Here is a 20,550-nt window from a genome sequence, read left to right on the forward strand (position 1 = left end):
TGTCTCCCCTGCTGCTCCGGTTAGTGGTAATCTTCAATATCGATTATTGTGAGGTAATGTCCCTGTTCATCCTCATCCACTGTCACGATTAAACGCCACTGGTCATTTAAACGTAAGGAACGTTGTCCTTGTTTTCCTCGTTTCCCTTTGAGTTTCTCAAATCTCAAGCCTTTTAGAGCATATAATTCTCGCTCGTCTACAGCAGCGTCAATAATCGCCATGACTTCAAAAAAGTCATCAACCACACCTGGGTATTTATGAGCATCTTTTTCTTCTGTGTAAAGTGCTTCGAGTTTCTTTTTCTTAAATTCAAAACGCAAAGCTCCCCCCAAGTTGAATGTAGCGGATTCTGCATTATACTACGGCTAAATTCAGCCTTGGGGTGAATCACTGATATTTTAATTTTAAATCTTAATGTGATAAGAGTTTTAATCTATTTGTAAAGATTATCAAATTATCTTAAAAGTTAGTGCCAACCTGATAAAGTAAAGGATTTCGGCGTTTTCCTCGAACTGCATACCTTGCTTGAACCTCATCATTTCGCCCAATATAGTACAATTATACTATAAAATATAATTAAGGGCAAGTTACCCATATCAATGTTGTAGGCATTTGTTTATATTCCAATACAGTTCAGTTAAGAAAAATTGTAGGTTGGGATTACCGTCGTGAAACCCAAAAAAACCCCGGAAATGTTGGGTTACCCTGCGGGAAGCCGCTCCGCGTCTACGTTCCTCAACCCAACCTACATAGCTAATCGAGGAGTAAGCAGTAACTTTGGCATATATTGGCAATTTTTGCCATAATATAAATATCGAAAAATAAAAGGTAAAGCATCAATGACGACGCTTAACATATCTTTACCCGATGCAATGCGGGCTTTTATTGATGAGCAGGTTGCAAAAGGTGGTTACAGTACAGCTAGTGAGTATATTCGTGATTTAGTTCGCCAAGCCCAAAAGCAAGCAAATCAAGAGAAGTTAGAGGCGATGTTGTTGGAGGGTTTAGAAAGTGGTGAACCAATTGAAGTGACAGATGAGTGGTGGGAACAAAAACGCGCTCAAATGATGCAACGGTTTCGCCAGCAAAAGAAATGACGCGACGCATTATTATTACACCAAGAGCAAACCAAGATATTGATGAGTTATTTGCTTTTATCGCTCAAGATAATACTGTGGAAGTGAGCAAGAGGGTTTTAATGCTTTCTATCGGTTGTTAGATGAGTTTCAAAATCGAGATAAAAGTTTAGAACCTCAGCAGCAGGCTACTGTTAGTTATGAGGTGGTTAATAAAGGTTGATGTCTAGAGATTTTTTACGCGCACTTTGCCAGTTAATAAGTCTTGCATTAGTCCCTGTTTTTGAAGTTTGAGCTTGTTAAGGTAAGCTTCTTCTGTGCGGATGCGATTGTCGTGTGTGTCGATAATGGCAGCAATACGACTTTGTTCTGGTATCGGTGGAACAGCTAATAGAAAAGCCCGAAAATGTTCGAGGTGAATATGTTTTAACCCAGTACCAGCAGAACGATATCCCAATTGTTGTTCATATTCACCAGTATCAAAGAAAGTGCATATAAATGAGGGCAGAACGAAGGTTTCATCTGGGCGTAACTGGGCTACAGATACGAAGATGCTAAACTCTGGCAAGTCATCAGGCACAATGCGTGCAATGCCTAATGTTCCGTCTTTAGTCACAAGAACATCACCAGATTTGGGATCAGCCCTTTTAGTGAACTCAGCATGATCTAAGGGAGTTACATAACGCACATTTTTGAGGCTGATTCCTGTACCAGCAGTAAGGTTCTCAACAGTTAAGAAAGGTATACCGGATTCGACATATACAGGTGTTTTGTGTACTCCATCTACAATTTTTGTCGTGATTTCTTCCATTTTTCTGACTTCCCACTGCTTCGGAATTCGTCCCAGCGCGGAGTCTTTGAACTGTTCAGGATGCGCCTGTGGATCTCTCAATTTGCCATCTTCATCTAAGCCGCGTGTGAGTAAGTCTTGCAGTAGCCCGGCTTTGGTTTGTTTAAGTTTTATAATAAGGGAAGATGTGCGTGCGATCGCTTCATCCACCGTATCCAAAATTTCAGCAATACGTCGCTGTTCAGGTAAAGAAGGAAATCGGAAGAAAATCTTGCGGAATACCGATTGTTTAATTCCTAATACTGTTGAACCTGTTGATTTTTGTTCTAATCTTCGGCGAGACTCAGACCAATTCAGTAACCAAAATAAATAACCAGCATCAAGTTCTTCAGGGCTAGCGCGAAGTGTAAGAAGACGTTGAGCTAAAGCAATTTTATAACTGGGAACTCTTGCAACATTTCCTAAAGGAGCTTCAGTTGTAAACAGAACATCTTCAGATTTTGGAAATCCGCGTCTCATCCAGATGTCATAATTTTTTTCGTCGATATATTCACGCGGTTCTGGATCTAAATATCCGTCCCGAACATTTTTTGCAGTAATTAGAGGAATACCAGAATTAGTTTTCTCTGGAGTTTTACCCCGGTAATCAATAATTTGTTGAAGTTTATTCTCTATGGTACATATTTCCCAATCCGTCGGAATCTTCCCCAAAGCCGAATCCTTAAACGCCTCATTCCTAACCAAAACCTCACGCATAACCCAACCCCTGCAAAAACTCATTCAACTTCTTCGCCGCCGCATCCCGTTCCGCCTCAATATCCTGCAACGTCACCCGATACTTATCCCACCAATTTTCTACCGCCGCAATCACCTGCTGACGGTGCGCCGTAACATATCGCTCCAATTCAGCAATTAACCCATCTTTGAAAATTGCTAACACTAACTCCTGACAATCTTCATCACTCAAAGCAGCCCGCGCAGCATCCAAACGCTTCACCAATTCATCCTTTAACTTCTTTAATTCTGCCTTACCATCCCGCAACTGCTTCACAATTTCCTTATAAGGTTCTAATTGAGCTTCTATCTCAGCAATTTCCGCTTCATTTTCTTGAATAAAAACCTCAAGTTCAGCAATTTTATCCTTATGTAATAAAGGTGACTTCTTGAAAATCTTCAATTCTTTCTTCGGCTCTTTAATCAAATTTTTCAAATACTTAAGTTTTATCTCTAAATCCTTGACAATATTAACAGCTTCTGATTCTTCCCCTTCCTCAGCATCCGCCTCAGCTTCCTCACCCTGCTCAAAAGCTTGTTTTTGCTGTTCTAATTCCGCAATTTTCGCCTCAGCCTCAGCAATATCTTGTAAATAATCAGGCATCAATCGCCCCACCAATTTATGATTTAAAGGGTCAAATTTTGCTTGCTTTTTCTTCTCATCCTCATCTTGGTCTAAAGCATCTTTAATTGTATCAATCCAACTATCAACTAAACCGCCAAAATCTGACTCTGATAAAGTTCTCAGTTCATACCTCTGTTCATTCCACCAACTAGCAACCACACCCGCCACTTTAAAACGGTCAAGTAATCCCACAGGTTGCAAACTATCGACAAAAGAAATCAAAAACTCAGCCCGGAGTTCCATCACCTTTTGAGTTTTCGGCAACTCACTCAAACTAGGGGCGTGTACTTGCCACCAAGCAGCAAACACACTATAAAGTTTGCCTTCTTGTTGCTGCACACCAGCATCAGATTCGATAAAACTTTTGATTTGAGAACGCTCAATAATAGTCGGAATAAAATCAAGATAATCAGTCATTTATGCAAAAATCTGCTGTAAATTTAAAATAAAACCAGGGAGAACATCTTCACCCGATAAACTTGTGGGAGATTGTAAAAATTCCGGTGCTTGATTGGGGCGATAAATTATTACTTGTTTATCTTGAGGATTAATTAACCAACCGAGTTGTAAGCCATTAGCTAAATATTCCTGCATCTTCGCTTTAGTATCTTCCACATCATCAGATTCCGAAACTAATTCCACTGCAAAATCAGGACACAAAGGGAGAAATTTCTTTCTTTGTTCTGGTGTCAGAGCTTCCCATTTTTCTATCCTAATCCAAGCAGCATCAGGCGAACGAGTTGCCCCATTTGGTAGTTTAAACCCAGTAGAAGAATCGAAAGCTTTTCCCAGCTTATTTTGTCTGTTCCAAACTCCTAAATCAAGATACAATTCAAAATTCCGGTTTCCCGTTTCTCCCCCAGTAGGTGCCATGATAATTAATTCCCCTTCAGCAGTTAACTCTAGCCGTAATTCTTTATTTACAGAGACAATTTGGGCAAATTCCTCATCAGTAAATTGCAGATTAGGAGGTAATTGTAAAATTAAAGCAGTCATAATTAAACACCATCAAAACTAAATATTTACCTCTCTCCAAACCTCTCTCCTACAAGGAGGAGCCACTGCGTTGGGCGGCTTTGCCGACTTAAAGCAAGTGGCGTTAGAGGCTTTGAATTCCCCCTTCCTTTAAAGGGAAGGGGGTAGGGGGTTAGGTCTCTCTTCCCACAAAAATTTTAGTTGCATCAAACCCATGGGCGGCTAATAAAGAAGATTTAGCCTCTACTTCTACTTTAGGAATTCCCCCCAACAAATGCGCCCGTACATCTTGAGGTTCTGGGGGTGGTGCATTATCAGCATAGCGGCGGATATTACAGTTGTAATCGTTGTCTTTTAATTCTTCGTCAGTTACCACAGCCGAATATCCAGGTAAAGCCACAAAATTTTCAAACACCCAGCAAATCTTTTCGATATGTTCAGGACGCAAATAATTTTGCGCGCGGCCTGCATAATATTCTGCATCAGCATTAATAAATAAAACTTTTCCCTGATGTTCTCTAGGCTTCGCCCCTGGGGGACACATTACCAAAATACAGGCGGGGATACCGGTACCATAAAATAGATTGGGTGGTAAACCTATCACCGCCTCTAATTGATCATTGTTAATAAAACTCTCGCGAATTTTCTTTTCTTCACCGCCGCGAAATAGCACCCCATGAGGCATTACTGTCGCCATCATCCCATCAGTTTTGAGAACAGCTAACATGTGTTGAGCAAACATCAAATCTGCTTTTTTCCCCGTCTCAGGACAATAACCATGCGTAAAACGTCCAGGAAATTGCATCCCCTCACGGCTATAGTTTTGCGAAAAAGGGGGATTACTAATTACTCGGTCAAATCTTATCAGTTCACCGTCAGCAATATGCAAGGGATTAAATAAAGTATCATCATTGTGGATATCTGCATCTCGAATCCCATGCAGCAGCATATTAATTTTGCAAATTGCCCATACACCGCCGTTATTATCCTGACCGGATAATGCTAAATTTCTAGCATCACCACCGCATTCTTCCACATATTGCTTCGCCTGAATTAACATCCCCCCAGAACCACAACAAGGATCATAAACTGACATTCCCGCTTGGGGTTTTAATAGGCGTACCATTAACTGCACGACTTCACGGGGGGTATAAAACTCACCGCCTTTTTTACCAGCAGAATCTGCAAATTCCTTAATTAGGTATTCGTAAGCAGCACCCAACAAATCAGGAAATACAAAATCCTCATTTCGCAAACGATATTTATTGAAGTGTTTAATCAGTTCCCGCAACTTAACATCAGGAATCCGACTTCTACCAACTTGACGGTTAAAGTCAATATGTCCCAGCACACCCGCCAATGCTTGGTTACTTTCCTCCAGTGCAGCCAAAGCCTTATTTAAGCCATCAGCTACGTTTTTATGTAACTCATCGCGAATATATACCCACCGCGCTTTTTCTGGCACAAAAAAAGTTTCTTTGTAACTGATGGGGCTTTCTGCCCTCATTTTTGCTTCTTCTGCTGTGCGTCCCCTGTGCAAATTCTGCTGCAAAACCTGCTCATATTGCTGCTCAAACACATCCGAAGCGCGTTTTAAAAACAGCATCCCGAAGATGTATTCTTTAAACTCCGAAGCGTCCATCTTTCCCCGCAGAATATCCGCAGCAGAAAAAAGATGACGTTCTAGTTGTGGCAGCGTGAGTTTGCCCATAGTAGATGCAGAGATTGCGAGACTAATGCTTTGTCAGTATATATCTTGTTAAGTAGCTCAACCTAATTCAACGTGAAATGTCATTACGAGCGTAACGTAGTAATCGCCAAGACTCTATTTTACGTTTTTCAATGTTGAGCGCGGATAACAATTTGGCAATGTGGACATTAATTTGTCAACACGGACAAATAATTTGGCAATCGACAAAAGCCAGCAGTCGGATTTGAACCGACGACCTTCCGATTACAAGTCGGATGCACTACCACTGTGCTATGCTGGCGTTTTTGGAGCAGCGCTTAATGCACTCACCGATTTTGAATTATAGCATAAACAAGTTTATTGTCTAGCAACTGGCGAGAAAAATTTTTTGTTGACTGTTGACGGTTGACCAAAGACCATCTCCCCCCGACACCAGAATATCTGGTAAAGTTTTAAGGCGATAATTTTTCATAGAGCTGGCTCAAGGCATAGAAAAAGATCACTGGTTCTTTACAGATTCATAAAGCATGGTAGCGTTGAACGGACGAGATTTATTAAGTCTGGCGGATCTGAGTTCTACAGAACTTCAGGAACTTCTGCAATTAGCATCTCAACTCAAATCTCAAAAGCTCAAGTTGCATTGTCATAAGGTTTTGGGATTGTTGTTTTCTAAAGCTTCAACTCGCACGCGAGTGAGTTTTACAGTGGCGATGTATCAATTAGGTGGACAGGTAATCGATCTCAACCCTAATGTTACCCAAGTGAGCCGTGGAGAACCAGTACAAGATACAGCTAGGGTGTTGGATAGATATCTAGATGTATTGGCAATTCGCACTTTTGCGCAACATGAGTTAGAAACTTTTGCTGACTATGCCAAGATTCCGGTAATTAATGCGCTGACTGATGCGGAACATCCTTGTCAGATATTGGCAGATTTAATGACGATTCAAGAGTGTTTTGGTAGCGTCAAAGGGTTAACTTTAACTTATGTGGGCGATGGTAATAATGTCGCCAATTCTTTAATGTTGGGTTGTGCTTTGGCGGGAATGAATGTGAGAGTCGCTACACCTGTTGGCTATGAACCCGATAGCGCCATTGTAGAACAAGCCAGAGCGATCGCTAATAATAAAACTGAAGTCCTGCTCACCCACGACCCAGAAATCGCCGCTAAAGGTGCAGCTGTACTTTACACTGATGTTTGGGCAAGTATGGGACAAGAAGCAGAAGCAGACGATCGCTTCCCGATTTTCCAACCATACCAAATTTCTGAGCAATTATTAAGTCTTGCTGACCCCGAAGCTATTGTTTTACACTGCCTACCAGCCCATCGCGGTGAAGAAATTACCGAAGCAGTTATCGAAGGTTCCCAATCACGGGTTTGGGATCAGGCGGAAAATCGAATGCACGCCCAAAAGGCTTTGTTAGCTAGTATTTTAGGGGCAGAATGAAGAATGTTGACTGTTGACTGTTGACTGTTGACGGTTGACTATTGACTATTGACTGTTGACTGTTGACTGTTGACGACTATAAAAGGCAAAGGACATGGTACAAATATCATGCTTTTGCCTTTTATTTTTTTAATATACCTTTCATTCCCAACAAAACTGCTACAGTAGTCTTAAATAACTTCTTATAAACGGACTCATCTATTATCTGGTTTCTTTTCTCTTGCCTAGCTTCATCAATCAACTCTCAAATTAAATCAGATTGTCAGATATATTTTCACTTTCATCTTGCTTATATGGGATTTTATGTAGTACTAATGTTCTAGGGACATTTGTAATTACTTCCCAACAAAATTATGGAACGTTTAACAGAAGCTCAACAAGAATTGTATGAATGGCTGGGAGAATACATCCGCACTCATCAGCATTCGCCTTCAATTCGGCAAATGATGCAAGCGATGAATTTAAAGTCACCAGCACCAATTCAAAGCCGTTTAGAACATTTACGGACTAAAGGCTATATTGAATGGACTGAAGGTAAGGCGCGAACTATTAGAATTTTGCGTCCTGTTGCTACTGGCGTACCTATTTTAGGTACTATTGCTGCTGGAGGTTTAATTGAACCTTTTACCGATGCTGTGGAACATTTAGACATTAATAATTTTGCCTTACCTCCCCAAAGTTATGCTTTGCGGGTAGCTGGAGACAGCATGATTGAAGATTTAATTGCTGATGGCGATTTAGTATTTTTGCGTCCAGTACCAGAACCAAATCAACTCAAAAATGGCACGATTGTCGCTGCAAGAGTTGACGGACATGGTACTACATTAAAGCGCTTTTATCGCAGTGGCGATCGCGTTACCCTCAAACCAGCGAATGCAAAATACCAGCCGATTGAAGTTCCAGCTGTTCACGTACAGGTACAAGGTTCTTTAGTCGCCGTTTGGCGTGATTACAACTAGAGGTTAGGGGTTAGGGGCTAGGGGCTAGGGAGGGATGAGGTAGACAACTTACCATTGACTTTTGACTTTTGACTTTTGACTTGTTATGTACCTGACGCCAAATCGAGTGCAGCCACTACCCGGTTTTCGCTTACGATTGCCATTGTTAAGGGAAAATCAGGGTAGTTATCAAACGCAAAAACCATTACCAGGATGCCCAAAAATGCCCCAATCTCTGCAATTGCGGGGATATCAGCACCAAGCGATAACAAGCTGGTTTGCTAATAATGGCAGAGGGACGCTAAAAATGGCTACTGGTAGTGGTAAAACGATCGCAGCTTTAGCGATCGCTTGTGAATTATACCAGCAGATTAACTTACAAGTCTTGATGGTGGTATGTCCCTATCGTCATCTTGTCACTCAATGGGCGCGAGAATGCGAAAAATTTAACTTGCAGCCGATTTTAGCATTCCTTGATGTCCGCAATTGGCAAAGTCAACTCTCTACCCAAATCTATAATCTGCGTTCTGGTTCGCAAAAATTTGTCACGGTGATTACCACTAATTCGACATTAATTGGTGAGGGGTTTCAGTCGCAGGTGAAATATTTTCCCGACAGAACTTTAATTATTGGCGATGAAGCCCATAATTTAGGCGCACCCAAGTTAGAGGAAAGTTTACCCCGTCGCATTGGTTTACGACTGGCGTTATCGGCGACGCCAGAAAGGTATTTTGATGATGATGGTACTCAATGTTTGCTTGATTATTTCGGACCTGTGCTACAGCCTGAATTTACCTTGAGAGATGCGATCGCTCAAGGAGCTTTGGTACATTATCTGTATTATCCGATTTTGGTGGAATTAACAGAAGCCGAAAGTATTGCCTATTTAAAGTTAACTAGGAGAATTGGGCGATCGCTATTATATAGAGAAAGGGAAAATGGTGAAGCGGGAGATTTTGAAAATAACGAAGATTTAAAGCCATTATTAATGCAACGCGCCCGGTTAATTGGTGCAGCATCAAACAAGTTAACTGCTTTGCGGGAATTAATGGCGACTCGCAAAGATACCACTCACACTTTATTTTATTGCAGTGATGGTTCCCAAGAAGCGGGAGAGCGTTCTTCCTTGCGTCAACTCAAAGCCGTAGCCAAAATTCTCGGCGTGGAATTGGGGTATAAAGTTAGTACCTATACAGCCCATACTTCCTTACAAGAAAGGGAGGTTTTACGCCGTCAATTTGAAAGCGGAGAATTGCAAGGTTTAGTAGCCATTCGCTGTTTAGATGAAGGTGTAGATATTCCCGCAATTCAAACTGCGGTGATTTTATCAAGTTCTGGTAATCCCCGTCAGTTTATCCAACGTCGCGGGCGCGTTTTACGTCCCCATCCGGGGAAAGAACGCGCCATTATTTACGACATGATTGTCTTACCGCCAGATTTAGAAAGGGAAACTATGGAAGTAGAACGCAATTTATTAAAGAAAGAATTGCGGCGCTTTGTCGAGTTTGCCGATTTAGCTGATAATGCCGGTGAAGCGAGAATGAAGCTACTTGCTTTACAAAAGCGGTATGGTTTATTAGATATTTGAAACGCTGATTTTTTATGGATTTTTGTAAAATTTTTCGTAATAGTGAATTAAGGGTGCCAATTTATGACACAATAATCTTACTGACCCTAATATAATGGGATGTTTGCAAAATTTTTAAAAGCGCAAACATCCCATTATAGTATAGATTGATTATAACAGTGCATCACCTAAAAATAAAGCCCTTATTCTTAAAAAAATCAAACAACTGACAACTGACAACTGACAACTAACAAGCAGTACAATAAATAAACAAGTATCTACCATTCCCCATGTCACCAGAGCAAAATATTGATGATGTGCAGGAGCCAATTACCAGCGCCCCGCCGGAAGTGAGACAGATTATTGAGCGGGTATGGAAGCTGGAAAAAGGCAGATTAGATAAGAGAATTAATAGCCACATTAACGAAGAGATTTTGCTGATTATAAAAGAAGAGGTGCGATGAAGCTAACTTCTATCAAGCTGTGCAACTTTCGCTCCTTTTATGGCATAACACCAGAGATAATTCTGTCTGGGGGAGAGGTACTTAACACCACGATAATTCATGGCAATAATGGTTCTGGAAAAACAAGTTTACTTAATGCCTTTACCTGGGTATTATATGAGAAGTTTAGTGCAGCCTTTGCCTCGGTAGAACAGCTAGTTAATAAAAGAGCGATCGCAGAAGCAAAAAACAAGCAAGCAGTGGAATGTTGGGTAGAGATTGGCTGGGAACATGAAGGTAAACGCTATCGCGTGAAACGTTCCAGTCGAGTTTACAAAAATGAAAGTGATTTTGAAGCTGGTAAAACCCAATTAACTATGTGGGTGGGTGGTGATGATGGTAAATGGTATTTCCCACCCCAGCAACCAGAAGAAATTATCAATCAAATTTTACCTGCGAGTTTGCATCAATATTTTTTCTTTGACGGCGAACGCATTGAAGAAATTGTGCGTTCTGATAAAAAAGCTGAAATTGCGGAAGCTACTAAGATATTCTTAGGTGTGGAGGTAATTAACCGTTCGATTAAGCATTTGGGAGACGCGAAAAAAAGTTTAGAGAATGACTTAAAAGCTATCGGCGATTCGGAAATTAAACAGCTTTTACGCCAGCAACAGAAGATAGAAAGAGAAATTGAAACTATTGCACAACGCCAAACAGAAATTAAACAAGAATTAGAATATCAGCAAACATTTAAAAAAGAGACAAGTAACCGCCTACGCGAACTAAGTGCGGCGAAAGAATTACAAGAACGCTGTCAAAATTTGGAAACCCAGAACCAAGGATATAAAGAAGAATATAAAAAAACTCGCGAAGCTCTGAAAAAAATTATTTCTGCGCGGGGTTATACAGTACTCTTAGCAGAAACCACATCCCAGTTTCGGGACATTATGCATGATTTGAAGCAGCGCGGTGAATTAACGGCGGGAATTTCGCGGGAATTTATCAACGAGTTACTTAATTCTCAACGTTGTATTTGCGGTACAAATTTAAATGTCGGTAGTCATCCCCATACAAATGTGACTCTCTGGTTAAATCAAGCAGGTTCTTCAGCAGTAGAAGAAATGGCTTTTCGGATGAGTGCGCAAGTTGATGAAATTGATAAACAAGCAACGGCTTTTTGGCAAGAAGTAGATAGAGAACAAGCCAGGATTCAGCAATTAAAACAAAATATCTCGCAAATTGAGAGCGAATTAGATAACATTCAAGACAGATTGAGGAAAGATGCGAATGAAGAAATTAGCAGCTTACAGAAACGCTTAGACGAAATTGAAAATAAAATTGATGAATTACATCGCGAACAAGGTGCAAACCAACAGCAAATCGCCTATTTTAATACAGAACTTGACACATTAGGTAAACAAATCGCCAAGCAAAAACTCAATGAAGAACGTCAAGCATTAGCACAGCGTAGAATTAACGCTACCCAAGATGCAATTGAACGCTTAACAGAAGTTAGAAACCGTCAAGAAAAGCAATTTCGTCTGCAATTAGAACAGCGCGTACAAGAAATATTTGCGGAAATATCCTTTACTCCCTATATTCCCAAAATCAGCGAAAAATATGAATTAACACTCGTAGAAAATACTGCTGGAGTAGAAGCACCTGTAGCCGCTTCTACTGGTGAAAATCAGATACTTAGTTTATCTTTTATCGCCAGTATTATTGACAGAGTGCGGGAATGGAGCGAAAAAAGAAAAATGCTGATGCTACCTGAAAGCAGCACCTTTCCCATTGTCATGGATTCGCCTTTTGGAAGTTTAGATGAAATTTCCCGCCGACACGTTGCGCAGACAATTCCCAAGTTAGCTAATCAGTTAATTGTGTTGGTGACGAAAACTCAATGGCGGGGTGAAGTGGAAGAGGAAATGGCAGATAGAATTGGGAGGGAATATGTGCTGACTTATTTTTCTTCTAAGCCAGATTGTGAACAAGATTATATTGAATTAGGTGGGGAAAGATATTCTTTAGTGAAGCAAAGTCCCAATGAGTTTGAGTATACAGAGGTTGTTGAGGTGAAGCGAGATTGGTAAAAGAGAGGGTATGAAAATTTTTGTCTTTGTATGCTTTAATATCGTAATTACTGCTTTGGATAAGTTTATAAGTTTTTAAACGCAAAGGAGCGCGGAGGTTAGCGCAAAGTTTCGCGGAGTATTTTTCAACCCAATTTGCTATGAATTAATGAAATTGTATACTAAGTTTCTACTAACTACTATTCATGCTTATACCATTGATCTTCGCCTCGCTTTTCACGTTAAAAAATCCTATCATTCTTGCTTTTTCTGATACGCAAAAACATTGGGCTAATAATTGTATTCAAGAATTAGGAGAAAGAAAATTAATTACAGGTTATCCGGATGGTAGTTTTCGCCCAGAAGCAACGGTAACAAGGGCGGAAGCTGCAGTTTTAATGTTGAATGCTTTCCCCGATGCAGCAATCAAACGCAGTGCGACTACATTTAAAGATGTACCTGGGAATTATTGGGCAAATAAAGCAATTACTACTGCTTATCAAAAAGGTTTTTTCTCTGGTTATCCGGGGGGAATTTTTCAACCGAATCAACCAATTCCTCGCGCCCAAATTATTGGTGTTGTGGCTGGGGGGAAAAATTATAGTGCTGTATCTAACCCAGCGCAGACATTAAAACAGTATTTTGACGATGCAGCGCAAATTCCTAACTATGCGCAAAGTGCGATCGCATCCGCTACAATCAACAGTATTGTCGTCAACTATCCCCAAGTTAAACAGCTAAAACCCCAGCAAAGCGCCACCAGAGGCGAAGTTGCAGCTTTGATGTGTCGGGCGTTAAATATCTACACTATACCCCCACAATATATAGCTGGTGTGGAGATCCAACCGCAAGAAGTCCGCCCTTTACCGGGAAAACTCGATAATATCCCTACTTTTAATAGTAATAGTCCGGAGTTGGTGACTAATGAAGGAATTTTACTTTCTACCTTCCCCCCAGATGGTAAAGAATCTCCAGAAGCACACCTCAATTATCCCTTTTCTGGGAGATTTGATGTATTTGCCCATCATATCGTCAGGGCGGAAACCCCATCCCAAAACCGCACAGTTTACCAAGGAATCATTGTCTACAATCCAGGTAATGAACCTGTCACACTGCAAGTATTACATGCCGCCAGTTACCTATCTACACAAGCACCGTTTATTGCTTTACCGGATATGGTAGACAATTCCCAGAGTACAGTTTACGCTGGCCCTGGTAGCAGAACAATGAACGATGTACTACGGGGAATTAGACAGAGTAATTTTCCCGAAAAGTTGGTAATTGAACCAGGAAAAACCCAAATATTAGCCAATTTACCCATACCTGTACAAGCTCCCTCTTCTAATGGTCGCACAACGATGATGCGATTAGCGAGCGATCGCCCAATTTATCTGGCAAACTTAGCTAAAAATAGCTCTACACCTCCCACTGTGGCTGAATGGCAAAGGCTTTTAGATACAGGTAGTTTAGCAGGAAAACGCGACCCCATCCCCACCCCTCTCGACCCACCTAGAGAACCGACAGTATTTAGCCGCGTCGCTGGTGTCTCTCAAGGGGCGCAATGGCAAGCTAATCTAACAGATAATGTTAATGTGTCCGAGTTAACCATACCCCAACCCGGAAAAGCCTTTGCTTATCCTTTAGGTACTGTGCATTTAATCACTCTTAGTACCGGACAAATACAGAGTGCGCCAATGTTGAAACGCTATCCTGATACCGCGTATTTTGCTCACAGTAACTATGGTGTAGAGTACAATCTGACTTTACCGTTACGTAATACTAGTAATCAAAGTCAGATAGTTAGCGTATCAATGCATACACCATTGAAGGATGAAGGGGGAACCGATAGACTACTATTTTTAAAGCCAAGGGTGGAACAGATATTTTTTCGCGGTACTGTGAGGGTGCGTTACACCGATGATAATGGTGGGGAAAAAACGCGCTATGTACATTTAGTACAACGTCGGGGACAAATGGGTGAACCTTTGGTGAGATTGAAAATGTTAGCGGGGGAGAAGCGACAAGTACAGGTAGATTTTTTGTATCCTCCTGATTCTACGCCGCCGCAGGTGGTGACGGTGAGGACGGAGAGATAAATGTCTCACGCAGAGACGCAGAGGCGCAGAGTTTTTTTAGTTAGAGTTAAAAAAGGTGGCTTTTGAGAGGGAGTAAGTTGCAAGTATATGTCTCCTCAAGAATATCTGGAATGGGAAGTACGTCAAGAAATTAAATACGAATATATTGATGGTGAAGTTTTCGCCATGACTGGGGGTACTCTTCCTCATAATGATATTGCTTTAAACTTGGCTTCAGCGTTAAAAAGCCATCTGCGGGGAAGTGGGTGTCGTGTAAATATAGCGGATGGGAAAGTAGCAATATCAGAAAAGGGGCCTTTTCATTATCCTGATGTTGTAGTGAGTTGCGATGAACGAGATAAACAAGCGATTCAATTTATCCAGTATCCTTGTTTAATTGTGGAAGTTCTTTCCCCAAGTACGGAAGCTTACGACAGAGGTGCTAAATTTACGCGGTATCGCCGAATTGAAACTTTGCAAGAATATGTGCTGATTGATGCTGAAAAAATTGGTGTAGACTGTTTTCGCTTAAATGATAGAGGACTTTGGGAGTTACATCCTTATGAAGCAGGGGATGAAGTTCAGTTAACCAGCGTTGATTTTCGCTTTCCCATAGCTTTGCTATATGAAAATGTGCAATTTCCTATGTAGGGTTTTTTGAAATTGTAGCAGATGCGGTGGGAAGAAAGAGCGATCGCTTGGATGTGGCAATAAAGTAGTGCCATCGCTCTTTGGTTTCGGTTAAAATTGCCACAATGTAGATATGCAAATCAATGGCTGAAACTGGCAGAATCAGGGTTGCAAAAGATAAAGCTGAGTTAGTCAAAGCTTTAACATCCTCCGACGGGGAAACAGGGCCTTTTCAAACTTTTGCTGATGTAATTGTGTTTGCAGCCGCTTTGGGTGTCAAGCATAAAAAGCGTGTTCCTTTGGGGGAGATTTCTAAAAGAGAACCTTCACCAATTCGGCTAGAATCTTTTGCTTCAGTGGGAAATGATGTGGTGATTAAATTACTGGGAATTACCGAAACTCAAGATATTAATATTTTATCTGCTTATGAAGAAGAATCTGAAACTCAACGCAATCATATTTTTGAGGAGTATGCTAATGGTGGATTGGAAATATTACAAAATGAATTGCGGGGAGCAGTTGACTATTCAGAGCGACTTCTATTAATTGTTAGTTCTGAACGATTCAAGAATGAGGGTGAGGAAGAGGAATTTAATCTCAGCAAATTCCTCACTTGATTTTTAAGTAGTGCTTAAAGGCAAAAACGTTATATCCACCCCAGTGTAATTTTTACGGTTTTGACTGCATCTGTCACTGCACTAACAGTAGCAGATATTTTATATGGTTTGTCTGGATTTTTAGCTTGGGCATCTATTCTAACTACGTTATCTTTCCAAAGTTGGTTTTCTCTTGACCAATCTAGCTGTGCTAGTTGTGAAATTTTTTCTTCATTAAAAGAATTGTTTTCTGGATCATATATATAGTTCAATAAACGCCCTAAAACTTCCAGCCCTACGCTTATACCTAAAATACAGTCTTCTTTAAAATCAGTTACTTCGTCTATTGTTATTTCTTCAACAGTTGTATCAGCAATATACTCAGTGTTACTACATTCTGAGAAAAACTTATTAAGACAAATAACCAAAGCATCTGATGCTTGATAAACATCATAATCTCTAAGCTGATTACTTGGATCGTTAGTAAAAACGCAACTTACAAACCTAGCTATAAAATTAGTGGTGTAAATCAGCTTTTGTTTAGTCGCAGGACTTGATTTAATCTTCTCTGTCTTACCCTGAAACATTGGGACTCTTTTTATTAATTCTTTAGTGATGCCAACTCGACCAGAGAACTCACCAAATGATAATAACAATGATTTATCTAATTGTTTTGTTTGAGCCATGTCTCTAAAATCTGCCTGACACTGTTGGAAATCACCCTCTAAAACTAGAGTAATTGCAAAATCATCATCACTAATTAAGTTGCTTTCCGAACTTTCTATTAATTCGTGAATCGCACGTTTACGGTGTTGTCCATCCGTAATATCTAACTTTACTCCACGAGGAATGACAACTAGGCAAATTCCTCTACCCAATTCCAGAATTGTTAGATCTTTTGGAGCTACATTAGCAGTCAAAGTTCCTACAATCCAAGGTTTTTCTTTTCGCGAACGTTCAACAATATATTGTTTAATTTCATCAGCATGACCTTTAACTTCTGGGCGATTTTTACCAGAATCAGGATCATTACCAGTAGATGGTTTGGCTTGGAGAAGCCCAGAAAAGTCACTTGCTGGGACATTAATTTGCAACATAGTACGCTTTCCCTGCTTAAAAATAAGTCCTGGATAGCAGCGATCGCGGTGATATTGTGAGAAAAATGGCTCGATAAAGCTGCTAAACTTAGCTCTTATCTCTGGCGAAACACTATTGTTAATATCTCCATTTGTTTGAGTCATATACATACCTATAAGAGTTAGATGACCTGCTTATGTTATACATTGTAACTAGTATAATCCGCATAATACAAAACTTTCTAACTGTGCTAGCTATAAAATATTTGGAAGTCCTACTGCTTGAGGTTCAACGAACTTACCATCAAAGCTGATAGTTTGGTTTTCGATAGTTCTAGCATCAGCTAGCGCCTTACGAAGTTCAGCAGATTCCATGCGATCCTTAATTCCACCTAAGATATAAATTAGTAACTTCGCCGCTAAATCTCGCCCTGCAACTTGTACGCGCTTTTTATTGGGATCGTATAAAACGCCATACCAAAGAGATTGTGGATACTCCATACCACTAAAGCCGCCTTGCTGATCGAATTTGCGTAATTTCTTAAAAATATCTGTCAGGGAAAAACCTTTTTTAAAAACTAAGATTCCCAGAGCTTGAGCTAATGCCACTTGAGCAATAGGGCGGAAAAGCATATTTCCTTCTCCGCCATCTTTTTCAAAACTGAAGCGTCGTAATTGCGGCGTATCTTCATGTTCCAGAATTTTATAACTGGGAAGGCTCGCTAAAGAATCAAATAGTTTTCTAAATTCATCAATTCCCTCTTCAATTTCATTATCCTCTGGGCGCATAGGAATTAAACCTTTTTCTAAAGGTTTCCAATGAGGAAATTTTTGCCCTAAATATCTTTCAGACATATCTTGAATAGCTTGCAAAGTTGTTAACACTGTAGAATTTGCTGCAACTGTTGCACTATTCCAATTAACACGAGGTTTACGCTCTGGCTGTTGTGCTAAAAGCGGATGATTTGTGGCAATTTTTCGGGCGACAATTGCAAAACCATCATCTTCATTTAACTGTACTAATTGACCTTTAGTTAAAGGTGCAGCCATGAGGTTAACATGGACAAAAATCGATCTGACTCTGCGTCTTGCTTGAGTGCGAGTTTCTCCAGAGGCAACCGCACAAATAAATTCAATCCCAATTTTCTCTTTAGGTAAGCTTTGTAAATAAGCCGAATCTACTTGATATTGCTCAATCAAATCATCTATTTTAATGAAGCTATCATCAGCAGTTTTATCTTTTTTGTAACGCTGAAGTTTTCCTGTTTTAATCAACTCCATTAAACCTTGTACACCCATCAATCGATGTTGACCATCTAATGCATAAATGGTGACATTATCTTCGGAAATATTCAGTAAACCTACTTTACCGTCTTTATCCAAAGGTGTAAAATCGGTAGTCGATTTAGTTGCGATTCCCTCATTGTTCCACTCACTAGCTTTGGGATCGTCCACCCAAGATTGATTAATTACTACCAACACCGGGGGAAACTTATGATTTTTTCTTGCTGATAAATACTGTACCAAAGGTGCTTGACGAGACCAATCAAGGGGGCGTTGTTGAATTTCATCAATGCTATCTGCGTCAATTTCGATGTTATCTGTGTCGGAATTGTATTTATTTTGAAATAAAGGTAAACCAGAAGCGAAGTGAACCCTACCCGCGAACCATTCCAGGGTGACAGAACCAACATAAGCTTCCGTTCCCCCCATTTCAGTTTTTTGGACGAGAATCCGATCCTTTTTCTCCAAAAACTTCTCTAAAAGTAAAGCAAGTACCTGTTTATCCTTGGTTTCCCGTTCTTGGTATTCTCTAGCGATGTCAGCAGTTGGATCGGATTTACTGTCTTTCATGTTAATTTTAAAAAATTGCAGAATTTGCTACCAACTAATTTTCTATGAAATTCAGTTAATATATAAAAGTTTTTAAAAACTTTACGCTTTACAATACAAGGGTTGCTCTTGCAGTACAGATAACAGGGGTGACTAAAACCCATGTCTAGATAGGAAAGGAGCTATGGCTACAGCACAACAGCCAGAAAATAAAAGCCAGCGATCGCGTACTGTTGCAGATTTAGTAGAAGACATAGAGAATCTTACCAAAGAAATCCAAGATTTATATTGCTCAGATCAAATCCCTTGGGTGCTAGGAGTCTCTTGGGGAAAAGATTCTAGTACAACGCTACAGTTAGTCTGGAATGCGATCGCTCTTCTTCCCCAAGACAAACGAACTAAAAAAATCCATGTAATTACTACAGACACTCAGGTAGAGAATCCTATCGTCTCTGCTTGGGTACGCAAATGCTTACAACAGCTAAAGTCTGCGGCACAAGCACAAGGAATGCCCGTAGAACCGCATTTGCTGCAACCAGTCGTTCAAGACACATTTTGGGTAAACCTGATTGGTAAAGGTTACCCAGCACCCCGTAATCAATTTCGTTGGTGTACCCAAAGATTGAAAATTAATCCAGCTAACCACTTCATCCGTGAGATGGTGCGTGCCAATGGTGAAACTATTCTGGTTTTGGGTACTCGCAAAGCCGAAAGCGCAAAACGTGCGGCGACAATGGAAAAGCATCAAATGGGGAGAGTACGCGATCGCCTCAGCCCCAATGCCAGTTTACCTAACTCTCTAATTTATACGCCCATTGAAGACTGGAGTAATAATGATGTCTGGATTTATCTCAATCAATATGACAATCCTTGGGGAAACAGCAATAAAGATTTATTCACCATGTATCGAGGAGCAACAGCAGATAATGAATGCCCCCTTGTAGTTGATACTTCTACTCCTAGTTGTGGTGATTCCCGCTTTGGATGCTGGGTTTGTACATTAGTTAATAAAGATAAATCAATGGAGGCGATGATTCAAAATGATGAAGAAAAAGAATGGATGCAGCCTTTATTAGATATTCGCAATGAATTAGATATTAAAGACGATCGCGAGAAAAGAGACTTTCGCCGCATCTGGGGTGAAGTGCAATTATTTGAGCGCAATAAAGATGGGGAAATTTCTGTAGAACCAATACCAGGCCCATATACTAAATATTGGCGTGAATATTGGCTAAGAAAATTATTAGCTGCACAAACTCAAATCCGCAGCACAGCACCAGAAAATATGCGCGATATAACTTTAATTACCATCGAAGAAATGAGCGAAATCCGCCGCATTTGGTTAGAAGAAAAACACGAATTTGATGATAGCTTACCCCGAATTTATCAAGAAGAAACAGGTGAAGTATTCCGCGATCCTCGTCCTGGTGCTGATAATAGTTTACTCGGTAGCGATGAATGGGCGGTACTAGAAGAAATTTGTGCAGATGACGGTATGCACTTAGAATTAATGGCAAAACTGCTAGATACAGAACGCCAATTCCGTAAAATGGCGCGGCGTGTAGGGATATATGAATCCTTAGAAAAATGTTTTGTAACTAGTTCTAGAAATCAAAAACAAGCAGTTGATTATGCTCATTTAACACGTAATTTGAAACAAGCAGTTGCTCAAGGCAATATTGAAAAAATTAAGCAGCTAACTTTAGGTGATTTGGCCGTTACGACAACAACAAATACAGATGTAACAAAAACTAATTCAGAAAGAACTTCAAAAACTCAGGATCTAGTAGCCACGAATTCAACAGTAAATACAGAAATTGTGGATGAAACTAATGATCTACCAAATAGTAAATCAAAAGCTTGGGGAAAAAAGAAATTTAAAAATAAAGAAACAACGCCGGAAGGTGATTCTCAATAAAGAGTCAAGTATGGATGGAAGGGGACA

18 protein-coding genes and 1 tRNA gene are annotated in these 20,550 nt (G+C 40.3%); 11 read left to right on the plus strand and 8 right to left on the minus strand.

The features are described 5' to 3' along the window. Positions 1-20: 20 nt before the first annotated feature. Positions 21-320 (minus strand): type II toxin-antitoxin system RelE/ParE family toxin, encoded by a 300-nt coding sequence (locus AACW45_RS14855; RefSeq protein ID WP_190633333.1) that lies wholly within the window; start codon positions 318-320, stop codon positions 21-23. A 519-nt stretch (positions 321-839) separates the two neighbouring features. Between AACW45_RS14855 and AACW45_RS14860 the strand changes: the two genes are divergently transcribed. Both AACW45_RS14860 and AACW45_RS14865 read left to right on the plus strand, forming a co-directional pair. Next, complete coding sequence (locus AACW45_RS14860) at positions 840-1,097, plus strand: type II toxin-antitoxin system ParD family antitoxin (protein WP_190633334.1); 258 nt, start codon at positions 840-842, stop codon at positions 1,095-1,097. Further along, positions 1,094-1,219 carry a hypothetical protein gene (locus AACW45_RS14865; protein ID WP_277880397.1) on the plus strand — a complete coding sequence of 42 codons (126 nt, stop codon included), beginning with the start codon at positions 1,094-1,096 and terminating at the stop codon, positions 1,217-1,219. The genes AACW45_RS14860 and AACW45_RS14865 overlap by 4 nt, the downstream gene beginning before the upstream one ends. 83 nt (positions 1,220-1,302) lie before the next feature. On the opposite strand, the gene AACW45_RS14870 is transcribed toward AACW45_RS14865, so the two are convergent. The 5 genes from AACW45_RS14870 to AACW45_RS14890 all read right to left on the minus strand — a co-directional run bounded on the left by AACW45_RS14870 (position 1,303) and on the right by AACW45_RS14890 (position 6,231). Next, positions 1,303-2,622: a restriction endonuclease subunit S gene (locus AACW45_RS14870; RefSeq protein WP_190633335.1), complete on the minus strand. Its 1,320-nt coding sequence runs from the start codon at positions 2,620-2,622 to the stop codon at positions 1,303-1,305. After that, positions 2,615-3,682 (minus strand): hypothetical protein, encoded by a 1,068-nt coding sequence (locus tag AACW45_RS14875; protein ID WP_190633336.1) that lies wholly within the window; start codon positions 3,680-3,682, stop codon positions 2,615-2,617. Before AACW45_RS14875 ends, AACW45_RS14870 begins: the two co-directional genes overlap by 8 nt. Further along, positions 3,683-4,261 (minus strand): Uma2 family endonuclease, encoded by a 579-nt coding sequence (locus AACW45_RS14880; RefSeq protein WP_190633337.1) that lies wholly within the window; start codon positions 4,259-4,261, stop codon positions 3,683-3,685. Between the two features lie 151 nt (positions 4,262-4,412). Continuing rightward, the gene (locus tag AACW45_RS14885; RefSeq protein ID WP_190633338.1) at positions 4,413-5,951 is read right to left on the minus strand and encodes a type I restriction-modification system subunit M; all 1,539 of its coding nucleotides are present in this window, start codon (positions 5,949-5,951) and stop codon (positions 4,413-4,415) included. 208 nt (positions 5,952-6,159) lie between these two features. Continuing rightward, a tRNA-Thr gene (locus AACW45_RS14890) sits at positions 6,160-6,231 on the minus strand. 226 nt (positions 6,232-6,457) lie between these two features. On the opposite strand from AACW45_RS14890, the gene argF reads away from it, so the two are divergent. The 8 genes from argF (at position 6,458) to AACW45_RS14930 (ending at position 15,717) form a co-directional block, all read left to right on the plus strand. Continuing rightward, the gene (argF, locus tag AACW45_RS14895; RefSeq protein WP_190633339.1) at positions 6,458-7,378 is read left to right on the plus strand and encodes an ornithine carbamoyltransferase; all 921 of its coding nucleotides are present in this window, start codon (positions 6,458-6,460) and stop codon (positions 7,376-7,378) included. Between the two features lie 353 nt (positions 7,379-7,731). After that, the gene (gene lexA / locus AACW45_RS14900; protein ID WP_190633340.1) at positions 7,732-8,337 is read left to right on the plus strand and encodes a transcriptional repressor LexA; all 606 of its coding nucleotides are present in this window, start codon (positions 7,732-7,734) and stop codon (positions 8,335-8,337) included. 85 nt (positions 8,338-8,422) lie between these two features. Beyond that, positions 8,423-9,904, plus strand: a complete 1,482-nt coding sequence (locus tag AACW45_RS14905; protein WP_190633341.1) for a DNA phosphorothioation system restriction enzyme — start codon at positions 8,423-8,425, stop codon at positions 9,902-9,904. 269 nt (positions 9,905-10,173) lie between these two features. Beyond that, positions 10,174-10,347, plus strand: coding sequence for a hypothetical protein (locus AACW45_RS14910; protein ID WP_190543188.1), 174 nt, complete (start codon positions 10,174-10,176; stop codon positions 10,345-10,347). Continuing rightward, positions 10,344-12,416: an AAA family ATPase gene (locus AACW45_RS14915; RefSeq protein ID WP_190633342.1), complete on the plus strand. Its 2,073-nt coding sequence runs from the start codon at positions 10,344-10,346 to the stop codon at positions 12,414-12,416. The genes AACW45_RS14910 and AACW45_RS14915 overlap by 4 nt, the downstream gene beginning before the upstream one ends. A gap of 185 nt (positions 12,417-12,601) precedes the next feature. Beyond that, positions 12,602-14,491: a DUF3370 family protein gene (locus AACW45_RS14920; protein WP_190633343.1), complete on the plus strand. Its 1,890-nt coding sequence runs from the start codon at positions 12,602-12,604 to the stop codon at positions 14,489-14,491. An 87-nt stretch (positions 14,492-14,578) separates the two neighbouring features. Then, complete coding sequence (locus AACW45_RS14925) at positions 14,579-15,121, plus strand: Uma2 family endonuclease (RefSeq protein ID WP_190633344.1); 543 nt, start codon at positions 14,579-14,581, stop codon at positions 15,119-15,121. A gap of 122 nt (positions 15,122-15,243) precedes the next feature. Then, positions 15,244-15,717 carry a DNA phosphorothioation-associated protein 4 gene (locus AACW45_RS14930; RefSeq protein ID WP_190633345.1) on the plus strand — a complete coding sequence of 158 codons (474 nt, stop codon included), beginning with the start codon at positions 15,244-15,246 and terminating at the stop codon, positions 15,715-15,717. A gap of 29 nt (positions 15,718-15,746) precedes the next feature. Here the strand turns inward: AACW45_RS14930 and AACW45_RS14935 are convergent, their stop codons facing one another. Both AACW45_RS14935 and AACW45_RS14940 read right to left on the minus strand, forming a co-directional pair. Continuing rightward, positions 15,747-16,937 (minus strand): DNA sulfur modification protein DndB, encoded by a 1,191-nt coding sequence (locus tag AACW45_RS14935; RefSeq protein WP_190633346.1) that lies wholly within the window; start codon positions 16,935-16,937, stop codon positions 15,747-15,749. 90 nt (positions 16,938-17,027) lie between these two features. Next, entirely contained in the window at positions 17,028-18,626 is a 1,599-nt protein-coding gene (locus tag AACW45_RS14940) for a DGQHR domain-containing protein (RefSeq protein ID WP_190633347.1), read from the minus strand. Between the two features lie 163 nt (positions 18,627-18,789). Here AACW45_RS14940 and dndC point away from each other — a divergent pair, with 163 nt between their 5' ends. Next, positions 18,790-20,523: a DNA phosphorothioation system sulfurtransferase DndC gene (dndC, locus tag AACW45_RS14945; protein WP_190633348.1), complete on the plus strand. Its 1,734-nt coding sequence runs from the start codon at positions 18,790-18,792 to the stop codon at positions 20,521-20,523. Positions 20,524-20,550 lie beyond the last annotated feature (27 nt).

The sequence above is a fragment of the Calothrix sp. FACHB-168 genome, from assembly GCF_963889195.1.
Lineage (GTDB): Bacteria > Cyanobacteriota > Cyanobacteriia > Cyanobacteriales > Nostocaceae > Aulosira > Aulosira anomala_A.